This is a genomic window from Micromonospora sp. LOL_024 (assembly GCF_048060415.1).
Classification (GTDB): Bacteria; Actinomycetota; Actinomycetes; order Mycobacteriales; family Micromonosporaceae; genus Micromonospora.
Genome location: NZ_JBHMIS010000007.1, coordinates 20997 through 33405, shown reverse-complemented (window position 1 = coordinate 33405; position 12409 = coordinate 20997). Strand labels below are relative to the sequence as shown.

Below are 12409 nucleotides of genomic sequence, written 5' to 3'. Positions count from 1 at the left end.
CTTTACGCGTAGACTTTCGGATCCGTGAGGATCCTGGTCACCGGCGGAGCCGGGTTCATCGGTTCGGAGTACGTCCGTATGCTGCTCGGCGCACCTGGCGGCAGCGCCGAGGGGGTACCGGCGCTGGAACCCGCCACGGTGACGGTGCTCGACGCGCTCACCTACTCCGGGAACCTGAGCAACCTCGACCCGGTCCGCGACGACCCACGACTACGGTTCCTCCAAGGCGACATCCGCGACCACGGCACCGTCCACGACGCCGTCGCCGGACAGGACGTGATCGTGCACTTCGCCGCCGAGTCCCACGTCGACCGGTCCATCAGCGGCGCCGCGCCCTTCGTCACCACCAACGTGCTGGGCACCCAAGCCCTGCTCGACGCCGCCCTGCACCACCGCGTCACCCGATTCGTGCATGTCTCCACCGACGAGGTCTACGGCTCCATCGACACCGGCTCCTGGACCGAAGACTGGCCACTGACCCCCAACTCCCCCTACTCGGCGTCCAAGGCCGGCTCCGACCTGCTCGCCCTGGCCTACCACCGCACCCACGGCCTGGACGTCGTCGTGACCCGCTGCTCCAACAACTACGGCCCCTACCAGTACCCAGAGAAACTCATCCCGCTGTTCGTCACCAACCTCCTCGACGGGCACACCGTCCCCCTCTACGGCGACGGCGGCAACATCCGCGACTGGCTCCACGTCCACGACCACTGCCGCGGTATCGCTCTCGTGCAGATGAAGGGCCGCGCCGGCGAGGTCTACCACATCGGCGGCGGCACCGAACTCACCAACACCGAACTCACCGGCCGGCTCCTCGACGCCTGCGACGCCGGATGGGACCGGGTCGTACCAGTGCCCGACCGCAAGGGCCACGACCGTCGCTACTCCCTCGACATCTCCAAGATCAACAAGGAGTTGGGGTACGCCCCGAGCATCACCCTCAACGCCGGCCTCAGCGAGACGGTCGACTGGTACCGCGACAACCGCGCCTGGTGGGAGCCCCTGAGGACGGCGGCCCGATGAGGGTCCTGGTGACCGGGGCCGGCGGGATGCTCGGACGGGACCTCGTCGGCCTGCTCGCCAACCAACCGGAACACAAGGTGACGGCCGCCACCCGAAACGAACTCGACATCACCGACGCCGCCGCCGCGCACGACGCCGTCGTCGGGCACGACATCGTGGTCAACGCCGCGGCGTGGACCGACGTCGACGCCGCCGAGCAGGACGAGCCGGCCGCCACCACCGTCAACGGCGCCGCCGTCGGCCACCTCGCCACCGCCTGCGCCAGGCACGGCACCCGGCTGCTGCAGATCTCCACCGACTACGTCCTCCCCGGCGACGCCACCGTGCCCTACCGCGAGGACGCACCGACCTCCCCGGTCAACGCGTACGGCCGGAGCAAGCTCACCGGGGAACGGGCCGTGACCCGGCTGCTACCCGACGCCGGGTACGTGGTGCGCACCGCGTGGCTCTACGGCGCCCACGGCCACAACTTCGTCAGCACCATGCTGCGCCTGGCCGACCAGCGCGAAACCCTCGACGTGGTCGACGACCAGCGCGGGCAACCCACCTGGTCCGGCGCGCTGGCCCGCCAACTGGTCGCGCTCGCCGAGGCGGCTCTGGCCGGGCGGGCCGCCCCCGGCGTCTACCACGGCACCTGCGCCGGCGAGACCACCTGGTACGGCCTGGCCCGCGCGGTGCTCGCGCTGCACGGACTCGACCCGGAACGGGTCAGACCCACCAGCAGCGCCCGGTTCCGGCGAACCGCCGCCAGGCCGGCGTACAGCGTATTGGGGCACGACCGATGGGCCGAGGCGGGGCTACCGCCCATGCCGGACTGGCACGCCGCCCTGGTCGCCGCATGCTCACCCGAAGGTCCACCCTCCCCGTGGCGGATCACATGAAGCTCACGCTCGTCACCGGCCTGACCGGCCTGGTACTGCTGGCCACGATCGTCGAGTTGCTGCGTCGCCGGCAGTTACGGGAGAAGTACGGCATGCTCTGGCTCGGGCTGCTGTTCGTGGTGATCCCGCTGTCGCTGTTCCCCCGGCTGCTCGACGGCGTGGCGAACACCCTCGGTGTGGCCTCCGGCGTCAGTCTCGTGCTCTTCCTCGGCATCGTCTTCCTCCTGTTGGTCTGCATCCACCTCAGCTGGGAGGTCAGCACGCTGGAAGAGGAGACCCGCACGCTGGCCGAGGAGTTCGCCCTGCTGCGGGCCGACGTCGAAGCGGAGCGGACAGACCGGGCCGCGCTCGCCGACCGGGCGACGACGGTGTCCCCCGATGGCTGACGGCACCCAACTTCTGATCATTGTTCCGGCCCTCAACGAGGCCGGCTGCATCGGCCAGGTCGTCGGCGAGATCCGGGGCGAACTGCCCGGTGCGGACGTGCTGGTCGTCGACGACGGCTCCACCGACCACACCGCCGCCGTCGCGGCCGCCGCCGGAGCCAGGGTCGCCCGGCTGCCGTACAACCTCGGTGTCGGTGGCGCGATGCGGCTCGGTTACCGCTACGCGCACGCGCACGACTACGACATCGCCGTGCAGATCGACGCCGACGGGCAGCACGACCCCCGCTACGTGCCGAAGCTGATCGACCTGCTGGACGACCACGACCTCGTCATCGGGGCGCGCTTCGCCGGCGAGGGCGAGTACACCGTGAGCGGCCCGCGCCGCTGGGCGATGGGCATCCTGTCGACGGTGCTCTCCGGTCTGACCGGCACCACGCTGACCGACACCACGTCCGGATTCCGCGCCGCCAACCGCCGGATGATCGGCATGTTCGCCCGCTGGTACCCCGCCGAGTACCTCGGCGACACCGTCGAGACGCTGGTGCACGCCGCCCGCCGCGGCTACCGGATCGAACAGGTCCCGGTCGCGATGCGCCGCCGGTTGGCGGGCGCCCCCAGCCACTCCCCCACCAAGGCGATGATCTACCTCGGCCGGGCTGTGGCGGTGCTCACCCTGGCCCTCATCCGCCGGTGATACGTCGCCTGCTGCGCCTCTTTCCCCCCGGCACCCTTCCGGTCGGTACCGGACTGGCCCTGGTCGGGCTGGCCTCGTACGTCCACCTCGCCCTGGCCGGACACCACCTCGACGCCGCCGGCTACTCGTCGCTGTCGGTGCTGTGGTCGGTGGCCTTCACCCTCGGCATCGGCGTGTTCTTCCCCGTCGAACAGGAGGTGGCCCGGCTCGTCGCGGCCCGCCGGGTCAGCGGGCACCCGCCCGGACCGGTGCTGGCCCGGGGCGCCGCCGTCACCGCGGCCCTGCTCGGCCTGCTGCTCCTGCTCGTCACCAGCACCGCCGGTATCCTCGCCGACCGGCTCTTCGACGGCGACCGCACCATGGTGGCGGCCCTCGCGGGCGCGCTTGCCGCCATGGCTGTGGCACACACCACCCGTGGGGTGCTCTCGGGGCTGCGGCGCTTCCGCTGCTACGGCACCCAACTCGGCCTCGACGGCGGCCTCCGCATGACGCTCGTCGCCGCGCTCGCCGCGGCCGGCGTCGACTCACCTGTGGCGTACGCGCTGGTGCTGGCCATCGCACCGCTGGTCGCCGTCGCGCTGACCGCCGCACCGGTGGTCCGGGCGACCGGCACAGGTCCGGCCGCGCCCTGGGCGCCACTGCTGCGCGGGCTGGCGCTGCTCATCGCCTCAAGCCTGCTCGCCCAGGTCGTGGTCAACGTCGGCGTGATCAACGCACGGCTGCTCGAACCGTCCGACGTGGCAACCGCCGGTGCGCTGCTCTCCGCGCTGGTGCTGGCCCGCATTCCGCTGTTCGTCTTCGGCTCGATGCAGGCCGCCCTGCTGCCCGGTCTCTCCGCAGCCGCCGCCGTCGGCGACGAAACGGCCTTCGGCCACCTGCTGCGCAGGTCCCTGGCGGTCGTCACCGCACTGGGCACCGTCGGCGGCGTACTCGCCGTGCTACTCGGCCCGTGGCTCGTCACGGTCCTCTTCGACGCCCCCGACGTCCTCGGCCACGGCGACTTCGCCTGGCTGTCCCTGGCCACCCTGGCGTACCTGTGGGCGATGGTCCTCGGCCAGGCACTGCTGGCCCGCGACCGCCACCACGTCCAGGCGGTGGCGTGGACCGTCGGCATCGCCGCACTTTCCGCCGCGACCCTCGCCCCGCTGCCCGTGACGCTGCGCGTCGAACTCGCCTACACCGTGGGTTCCCTGGTGGCCGCCGCCGTCATGGTCGCCCCGCTGGCTCGGCGACGTCGGACGGGCCCCGCCGGACCGGCCGCCACCCGCGTGCCCGCGACCACCACCGGAGGGCCCTGATGACCCCACCCCAGGTGACCGCGGTGATGCTCGCCTACGGTGCCGAACCGTGGCTGGTCGACACCGCCCACGCCGTGCTGGCCAGCGACGGCGTCGACATCGAACTGGTGCTGGTCGACAACGGCTGCACCGGCGACGGCGTCGACGTGGTCAAGGACCTGTCTGGCGTACGGGTGATCCGCCCGGAGCAGAACACCGGCTATTCCGGCGGCTGCAACATCGGCGCCGCCGACGCCACCGGCGACTGGCTCGCCTTCGTCAACTCCGACGCGATCGTGGCCCCCGATGCCCTCGCCAAGGTCGTCGCGGTGGCCGCCGAGCCGGGCGTCGGCGCCGCGATGGCCTCCATCCGGCTCGCCCAGGACCCCGAACTGATCAACACCTCCGGCAACCCGCTGCACTTCACCGGCCTGTCCTGGGCCGGCGGCAACGGTGAACCGGCGAGCGCCCACGCCCGCCGTACCGTGGTGCCGTCGCTGAGCGGCTGCTGTTTCGTCATCGACCGCCGCCGCTGGGCGGAGCTGGGCGGCTTCGCGGCCGAGTACTTCGCCTATCACGAGGACACCGAACTCAGCCTTCGGCTGTGGCAGCGCGGCCTACGGCTGGAGTATGTGCCCGACGCCGTGGTCCGTCACCACTACGAGTTCTCCCGCAACGACCGAAAGCTCTACCTGGTCGAACGTAACCGGCTGCTCACTCTGCTCACCGCCTACCAGGGCCGCACCCTGGCGCTGCTGGCGCCGATGCTGCTGCTCACCGAGGCCGCCATGCTCGCCGCCGCGCTGGCCGGCGGCTGGGGACGGCAGAAGGCCCGCGGCTGGGTCTGGCTGTGGTGCCACCGCGACTGGGTACGCGCCCGCCGTCGACGGTTGCAGGCTGAACGCACCGTCGACGACGGCGTCGTCGCCCCTCTGATGACCGCCCGGGTGGCTCCGTCGAACGTCGACACACCACCCGGGATCGGCGTCTTCAACGCCGTCGCGGCCGCCTGGTGGGCGCTGGCGAGACCTCTGCTCCGCCAACGCTGACCCACACTCGTCCCTCCGAGGTCACGCCTCGGGCTTCTGGCCCGACTTGTCTTCGAGGTCGGCGGACCCGGCCGAGCTGGTCGGCTTGTGCCCCTCCTCGGTCGGGGTGGTCGGGGTTTGCGCCCGATCCCCGTCGGCCTGGGCCTCGCCGGCCGAGCCACCGTCGAGCAACGCCGTCAACGCCGCCCCGGTGATCCGCCGGAAGGTGCGTCCCACCCGGCCGCGGTCCAGGACCGCGACCTCCAACTGGTGGGCGGCGATCGTCCGGGCCGCGCCACCCTCACCGCCGACACTGCCCAGCGCCTGCACCGCCACCCGCACCGCGTCGCCGAGCGACATGTCCGGGCGGTGGTTCGACTTGAGCACCCCGGAGATCGCCTCGGCCTGGCCACCCATCGCCATCTGCCCCGGCTCGTCGGTGACCGACCCGTCGTAGGTGTTGCGGTACAGCGAGTCCTCCTCCGGTGTGGCACCGACCTCGGCCACGCAGAGCTCCACCTCGAACGGCTTGGACTGCTCGGTGAAGATCGCACCGAGGATCTGTGCGTACGAGTTGGCCAGGGCAAGACCGGTCACGTCACGGCGGTCGTAGCTCAGGCCGTTCAGGTCGGCCATCCGCACGCCGGCACGGCGCAGGTTCTCGAACTCGTTGTAGCGGCCCACCGCCGCGAACCCGATCCGGTCGTAGATCTCGCTGACCTTGTGCAGGGTGCTGGAGAGATTCTCGGCAACGAAGAGCACCCCGCCGGTGTAGCTCAGGACCACCGCGCTGCGTCCCCGGGCGATGCCCTTGCGAGCCAACTCGGAACGGTCGCGCATGATCTGTTCGGGCGAGGCGTAGAACTGCATGGCCACGGCGGCGGCTCTCCTTCGGGCGCGGTACTGGGGAACTGCGGTCAGCTGCGGGTGATGGGGCGACTCAGCCGCCCGGGTTCTCCATCCGGCCGGCGACCACGCTCTCGGCGATCGCCGACGTCTCCGCGTCGGTCAGCCGGTGCGTTCCCTCCGCCGTCGCGGCCATCACCACCGGGTAGATCCGCCGGGTCAGGTCGGGGCCGCCGGTCGCGGTGTCGTCGTCGGCGGCGTCGTAGAGTGCCTCCACGGCCAGCCGCGTCGCGTCGTCGACGGAGAGTCCGGTCCGGTACCGCTTCTTCAACGCCGACTTGGCGAACAGCGAGCCCGATCCGATCGCGTCGTACCCCGTCTCACCGTAGGGGCCGCCGGTGACGTCGAAGCTGAAGATCCGACCGGCCAGGGCCGGATCCTTGGCGGCCAGGTCGAACCCGGCGAAGAGCGGGATCACGGCCAGGCCCTGCATGGCCGCGCCGAGGTTGCCCCGGATCATTGACGCGAGCCGGTTCGCCTTGCCGTCCAGGGAGAGCATCGCGCCCTCGATCTTCTCGTAGTGCTCCAACTCCACCTGGAACAGCCGCATCAGCTCGATGCCGATGCCGGCGGCCCCGGCGATGCCGACCAGCGAGTACGCGTCAGCCGGATGCACCTTCTCGATGTCCCGCTGGGCGATGAGGTTGCCCATGGTGGCCCGACGGTCACCGGCCATCACCACGCCACCGGCCGCGGAGATGGCCACGATGGTGGTGGCGTGCGGAGCCAGATCGGCGGCCATGCCGGGGGGCAGCGCCCGGCGACCGGGCAGCATCTCGGGGGCGACCCTGCTCAGAAATGTCGTGAAGGAGGACGTCCCCGCGTTGGTGAACACATCTGGAAGACGCCCGGATGGATCAAAACCCACTGCCACGTGGTTCCTCTCAGGTACGTGATGGCCCTGGCCAGCCTCGTTGGACTGTCGCGGAACTGGCCAAGACCACCGTTGCAGTTGAAGCAGAGTATCCCGCGCACCCACCCGGTGCGATGATCGTGGTCCAGATGTTCCGGATTGGGGTCACCACAGACCGCGCAGGCTCCGCACTGCGCCGCGAGCAGTTCGTCGAACTCCCGCTGCCCAATGCCGTGACCGGGGAATCAGGCATACGACCTATTCTCCACCTTTCTGCACGTATCCTCTCACGAACTCCTCGGCGTTCTCCTCGAGGACGGAGTCGATCTCGTCCAGCAGGTCGTCGACGTCCTCAGTGATCTCGGCGTGCCGCTCGGCGACCTCAGGGTTCGCCTCGACGGTCACATCCTCGACCTCTTCGCCCTGACGGGACTTGCCCGACTGCGACTGACCGCCGCTGTCACGAGTGGCCACTGTTGCCTCCTCCACGATCTCCCTGCGATGAACCTACCTCGCGGGACCGACGAAACGCCGGCCGCGCGCCGGCACCGGTGCGCCCCGCCCGGCCGGCGATCGGACGACCGCCCGCACCGTCGACGCCGGAGCCCGACAGCACGGACGGTCCAACTCGACAGGCCGCCGGCCGTACCGCGGCCGCCCGCGGCAACGTGCACGAACGCACCGCCGCAACGCCCGTCGAGCACGCCCACACCGCACCGTCCACCCCGGTCACGCCGAGCCGCTGGTCAGGGTCTCCAACAGGTCCTTGGCGCTGGCGCAGCGGTCGAACAACGCCCCGACGTGCCGTTTGGTGCCCCGCTCCGGCTCCATCATCGGCACCCGCACCAGCGACTCCCGGCCGATATCGAAAATGACCGAATCCCAACTGGCGGCGACCACCTCCGAGGCGTACTGCGCGAGGCAACGGCCCCGGAAGTAGGCCCGGGTGTCCTCCGGCGGCTCCGTCATCGCCGTCCGGCTCTGCTCGTCAGTCAGCAGCGTCTTCATCGACCCACGGGAGACCAACCGGTGGTAGAGGCCCTTCTCCGGGCGTACATCGGAGTACTGCAGGTCGACCAGCTGAAGCTTGTGCGAGCCCCAGCCCAACTTCTCGCGTTCCCGGTAGCCCTCCAACACCCGAAGTTTGGCCACCCAGTCCAAATCGTCGGCGCAGAGCATCACGTCACGCCCCAGCCGGTCCAGCACGTCCTCCCACCGGTCCAGCACATCGGCAGTCTGCTCGTCGACGTCGCTGCCGTACCGGTCGTCGACAAACTCGCGTACCCGCTCCAGGTATGCCCACTGCACGTCCATGGCCGTCAGCCGGCGACCGTCGCGCAGCCGCATCAGGTGGGACAGGGACGGATCGTGGCTCACCGCGCGTAGCTCGCCCACCGGGTCGGCGATGCCGAGGTCGGGCCCGAGCGCCTTCTCCTCGATCATGGTGAGGATCAGCGCCGTCGTGCCCACCTTCAGATAGGTGGAGATCTCCGAGAGATTGGCGTCGCCGATGATGACGTGCAGCCGCCGGTACTTGTCCGCGTCGGCGTGCGGTTCGTCGCGGGTGTTAATGATCGGCCGCTTGAGCGTCGTCTCGAGACCGACCTCGACCTCGAAGAAGTCGGCACGCTGGGAGATCTGGAAGCCGCTCTGACCGCCGTCCTGGCCGATGCCGACACGGCCGGCACCACAGACGATCTGCCGGGTGACGAAGAAGGGGGTCAGGTACGCGACGATGTCGGCGAACGGCGTCTGCCGACGCATCAGGTAGTTCTCGTGGGCACCGTAGCTGGCGCCCTTGTTGTCGGTGTTGTTCTTGTACAGGTGGATAGGTGCCGCGCCGGGGATCGAGGCGGCCCGCCGCGACGCCTCCGCCATCACCCGCTCGCCCGCCTTGTCCCAGCGGACCACGTCGCGCGGGCTGGTCACCTCAGGGGTCGAGTACTCCGGGTGGGCGTGGTCGACGTACAGCCGCGCCCCGTTGGTGAGAATCACGTTCGCCAGCCCGAGATCCTCGTCGGCGAGCGCCTCGGCGGGGTCGTACGCGGCGCCGGAGTAGGTGAAGCCCCGCGCGTCGCGCAGCGGTGACTCCTCCTCGTAGTCCCAGCGGGCCCGGCCGCCCCGGTTCAGTTCGGGGCGGGCGCCGTAGGCGTTCACCACCTGTGAGGAGGTGACCATCGGGTTGGCCCCGGCCTGGCCGGGCACGGAGATGCCGTACTCGACCTCGGTGCCCATGATCCGTCTTACGCTCATCGACCTACCCGCTTCGTTCGCCCGACCGGTCCCCCGTCATGTCGAGCGTAGTCCGCGCCCGGGCCACCGGGGGCATGCCGGTGGGCTCGGCGTACCGCGTCGCGCCGGCCGGGAACCGGCTCGACGGCGGGCACCGGCTCGACGGTGACCGCGCGCGGGGCCCGGGACGCCCTGGCGTCCCGGGCCCCGCGGCGTTCGGTCAGAGGTACTGGCCGGTGTTGCTGGCGGTTTCGATGGAGCGCCCGGCCTCGGCGCCCTTGCCGCCGGAGACGAGCGTGCGGATGTACACGATCCGTTCGCCCTTCTTGCCGGAGATGCGGGCCCAGTCGTCCGGGTTGGTGGTGTTGGGCAGGTCCTCGTTCTCCCGGAACTCGTCGACGCATGCGTCGAGCAGGTGCTGCAGGCGCAGACCCTTGCGGCCGGAGGTGAGGAACTCCTTGATGGCCATCTTCTTGCCGCGGTCGACTATGTTCTGGATCATCGCGCCGGAGTTGAAGTCCTTGAAGTAGAGGACCTCCTTGTCACCGTTGGCGTAGGTGACCTCCAAGAAGCGGTTCTCCTCGGTCTCGGAGTACATCCGCAGGACCACCGCGTCGATCATCGCGGCGACGGTGGCCTCGGCGTCACTGCCGTGTTCGGCCAGGTCGTCGGGGTGCAGGGGCAGCCCGGCGAGGATGTACTTGGAGAAGATGTCCTTGGCCGCCTCGGCGTCCGGACGCTCAATCTTGATCTTCACGTCGAGTCGGCCCGGACGCAGGATGGCCGGGTCGATCATGTCCTCCCGGTTGGAGGCGCCGATCACGATGACGTTCTCCAGCCCCTCCACACCGTCGATCTCGCTGAGCAACTGCGGGACGATGGTGTTCTCCACGTCGGAGGAGACACCGGAGCCGCGGGTGCGGAAGACCGAGTCCATCTCGTCGAAGAAGACGATGACGGGGGTACCTTCGCCGGCCTTCTCCCGAGCCCGCTGAAAGATCAACCGAATGTGCCGCTCGGTCTCGCCGACATACTTGTTGAGCAGCTCAGGACCCTTGATGTTGAGGAAGAAGCTGGTGTGCCTCTCCTTGCCCTGCCGCTCAGCGATCTTCTTCGCCAGCGAGTTGGCGACCGCCTTGGCGATCAGCGTCTTGCCGCAGCCCGGCGGGCCGTAGAGCAGGATGCCCTTCGGCGGACGCAGTTGGTGCTCCCGGAACAGGTCGGCGTGCAGGAACGGCAACTCCACCGCATCCCGGATCTGCTCGATCTGGGAGTGCAGGCCACCGATGTCGGTGTAGTCGACGTCCGGCACCTCCTCCAGCACGAGTTCCTCGACCTCGCTCTTGGGAATCCGCTCGTACGCGTACGCCGACCGCGGTTCGATCATGAGCGAGTCGCCGGCCCGGATCGGGCTGCCGATCAGGGTCTCGGCCAGATGAACGATACGTTCCTCGTCGGAGTGCGAGACCACCAGCGCCCGGTCGCCCGGTGCGCCCTCGGGACCCGCGAGAATCTCCTTGAGCATGACCACCTCGCCGACCCGCTCGTAGCCGAACGCGTCGACGATGTTGAGCGCGTCGTTGAGCAGGACCTCCTGGCCGCGCTGCAACTCACCCACATCGAGCGAGGGCGAGACGGCCACGCGCAACTTGCGCCCGCCGGTGAAGACGTCGACCGTGCCGTCCTCGTGGCGGGCCAGGAAGACACCGTAGCCACTCGGGGGCTGGGCTAGTCGGTCGATCTCCTCCTTGAGCGTGACGATCTGCGCGCGAGCTTCCTTCAGGGTACTCACGAGCCGTTCGTTGTTTTCGGTCAGCCGCGCCAACTGCGCCTGGGTGGCGGCCAGCCGCTCTTCGAGCTGCCGGACGTGTCGGGGGCTCTCGGTCAACTTGCGCCGCACCAGGGCGAGTTCCTCTTGGAGGAACGCAACCTGCGTGGAGAGATCGTGGGCCTCCTTCTCCCACCGTGCGGCGCGCGAATCCGCGTCGTCGCTGCGTGCCACGTCCCACCTCCCCGGGGGGCTTGAACGTTCTGACCTAACACTAGCCGCTATGAGCCCGATTCGGTCCTCCGCAACGCGCCCGTCACAGAAGCTTGATCGCCAAGGGTGGGCAGCCGGGCGGGTACCGGCATTCGGGTACCGTCGGGGGGTGGGACGGGAGAATATGGGGGGTGCGCCAGTGGCTGAGGTCGCGACCGACCAGTTGCAGGTCTGGGTGGACCAGGAACTCTGCACGGGCGACGGGCTGTGTGTGCAGTACGCGCCGGAGGTCTTCGAGTTCGACGTCGACGGACTGGCGTACGTCAAGGGCGCCGACGGCGAGCTCCGTCAGGCCCACGGCGCCCGGGCGGACGTACCCGGGCACCTCCGCCTGGAGGTGATCGACTCGGCGAAGGAGTGCCCCGGCGAGTGCATCCACGTCGTACGCGGCAGCGACGGCGTGGAGGTGGCCGGGCCGGAAGCCGAGGACTGACCCGCACCGCCCGCTACAGCAGCGGGCGGCCGACCACCGAGGCGACCAGCCTGGCGAACTCCTCCAACCGGGCGATCTGCCCGGCACCGCCGTCGTCGAGCGTCTTGCCGAAACGCAGTGCGTCGTGGCGCGGCCCACCGGTCGTCTCCTCGCCCGGTGGCGACTCGTCCAGCGAGGTCAGCAGCAGGTAGACATCGATGCTGTCGACCCGGATATCGCCGTTGTCGTGGCGGAACAGCCTCCGGCGGCAGCCGACCTCGGTGACCGACGATGCCGGTACGACCCGCAGCGACGAGGTCATCGAGCCGGGCGGCCCCTCCCCCGGTGGCACGTCCTCGCCGTGCCACAGCACCAGGCGACTGCCGTCGCAGACGACGACCTCCTGCCACACCCCGTTCACCTCGTTGACGAAGCGTTCCAGGGTGAAGCTAAGCACCGACGCTCCGCGCAACACACCGCCGAGGGCCTCCAGGGCGACGTCCGGGTCCCGCAGGTAGGCCCGCGCCGCCGATTCGAGATCCGTGTAGGGCGACCAGTCAGGGAAGACCGCGGGCAGGTCGCCGCCGCCGAAACCGGGACGGCTCATGCCGTCACCCCGCTCCGCGCGCTCATGCCGTCACCGCCGGCCACCGCCGACCCGCTCGCAGGATCAGCC

General features: G+C 70.0%; 14 protein-coding genes. 7 read left to right on the top strand and 7 right to left on the bottom strand.

Going from position 1 to position 12409, the window contains the following annotated elements; all coding sequences use genetic code 11:
* Window positions 1-24 precede the first annotated feature (24 nt).
* Genes rfbB through ACFHWY_RS10695 form a run of 6 tightly spaced genes read left to right on the top strand, consistent with a single transcriptional unit; the run spans window position 25 to window position 5310 of the window.
* Window positions 25-1023 (top strand): dTDP-glucose 4,6-dehydratase, encoded by a 999-nt coding sequence (gene rfbB / locus ACFHWY_RS10720; RefSeq protein ID WP_416579983.1) that lies wholly within the window; start codon window positions 25-27, stop codon window positions 1021-1023.
* Window positions 1020-1904: a dTDP-4-dehydrorhamnose reductase gene (rfbD, locus tag ACFHWY_RS10715; protein ID WP_416579982.1), complete on the top strand. Its 885-nt coding sequence runs from the start codon at window positions 1020-1022 to the stop codon at window positions 1902-1904. Before rfbB ends, rfbD begins: the two co-directional genes overlap by 4 nt.
* Window positions 1901-2290 carry a DUF2304 domain-containing protein gene (locus ACFHWY_RS10710; protein WP_416579981.1) on the top strand — a complete coding sequence of 130 codons (390 nt, stop codon included), beginning with the start codon at window positions 1901-1903 and terminating at the stop codon, window positions 2288-2290. The genes rfbD and ACFHWY_RS10710 overlap by 4 nt, the downstream gene beginning before the upstream one ends.
* On the top strand, window positions 2283-2984 hold the full coding sequence (locus ACFHWY_RS10705) for a glycosyltransferase family 2 protein (protein ID WP_416579980.1): 702 nt from the start codon (window positions 2283-2285) through the stop codon (window positions 2982-2984). The genes ACFHWY_RS10710 and ACFHWY_RS10705 overlap by 8 nt, the downstream gene beginning before the upstream one ends.
* Window positions 2981-4282, top strand: a complete 1302-nt coding sequence (locus ACFHWY_RS10700; RefSeq protein ID WP_416579979.1) for a lipopolysaccharide biosynthesis protein — start codon at window positions 2981-2983, stop codon at window positions 4280-4282. The genes ACFHWY_RS10705 and ACFHWY_RS10700 overlap by 4 nt, the downstream gene beginning before the upstream one ends.
* Entirely contained in the window at window positions 4282-5310 is a 1029-nt protein-coding gene (locus ACFHWY_RS10695) for a glycosyltransferase family 2 protein (RefSeq protein ID WP_416579978.1), read from the top strand. The genes ACFHWY_RS10700 and ACFHWY_RS10695 overlap by 1 nt, the downstream gene beginning before the upstream one ends.
* A 21-nt stretch (window positions 5311-5331) precedes the next feature.
* On the opposite strand, the gene prcA is transcribed toward ACFHWY_RS10695, so the two are convergent.
* The 6 genes from prcA to arc all read right to left on the bottom strand — a co-directional run bounded on the left by prcA (window position 5332) and on the right by arc (window position 11282).
* Window positions 5332-6165, bottom strand: a complete 834-nt coding sequence (gene prcA, locus ACFHWY_RS10690) for a proteasome subunit alpha (RefSeq protein WP_416579977.1) — start codon at window positions 6163-6165, stop codon at window positions 5332-5334.
* Between the two features lie 64 nt (window positions 6166-6229).
* Window positions 6230-7069, bottom strand: a complete 840-nt coding sequence (gene prcB / locus ACFHWY_RS10685) for a proteasome subunit beta (protein WP_416579976.1) — start codon at window positions 7067-7069, stop codon at window positions 6230-6232.
* The gene (locus ACFHWY_RS10680) at window positions 6988-7254 is read right to left on the bottom strand and encodes an endonuclease VII domain-containing protein (RefSeq protein WP_416580137.1); all 267 of its coding nucleotides are present in this window, start codon (window positions 7252-7254) and stop codon (window positions 6988-6990) included. The genes prcB and ACFHWY_RS10680 overlap by 82 nt, the downstream gene beginning before the upstream one ends.
* 52 nt (window positions 7255-7306) lie before the next feature.
* On the bottom strand, window positions 7307-7522 hold the full coding sequence (locus ACFHWY_RS10675) for a ubiquitin-like protein Pup (protein ID WP_092380345.1): 216 nt from the start codon (window positions 7520-7522) through the stop codon (window positions 7307-7309).
* Between the two features lie 255 nt (window positions 7523-7777).
* A complete protein-coding gene (dop, locus tag ACFHWY_RS10670; RefSeq protein ID WP_416579975.1) occupies window positions 7778-9301 on the bottom strand; it encodes a depupylase/deamidase Dop in 1524 nt (507 codons plus the stop codon).
* A gap of 199 nt (window positions 9302-9500) precedes the next feature.
* Complete coding sequence (arc, locus tag ACFHWY_RS10665) at window positions 9501-11282, bottom strand: proteasome ATPase (RefSeq protein ID WP_416579974.1); 1782 nt, start codon at window positions 11280-11282, stop codon at window positions 9501-9503.
* A gap of 178 nt (window positions 11283-11460) precedes the next feature.
* Here arc and ACFHWY_RS10660 point away from each other — a divergent pair, with 178 nt between their 5' ends.
* A complete protein-coding gene (locus tag ACFHWY_RS10660; protein ID WP_416579973.1) occupies window positions 11461-11754 on the top strand; it encodes a ferredoxin in 294 nt (97 codons plus the stop codon).
* Window positions 11755-11767: 13 nt separating this feature from the next.
* Here the strand turns inward: ACFHWY_RS10660 and ACFHWY_RS10655 are convergent, their stop codons facing one another.
* On the bottom strand, window positions 11768-12340 hold the full coding sequence (locus tag ACFHWY_RS10655) for a hypothetical protein (protein WP_416579972.1): 573 nt from the start codon (window positions 12338-12340) through the stop codon (window positions 11768-11770).
* Window positions 12341-12409 lie beyond the last annotated feature (69 nt).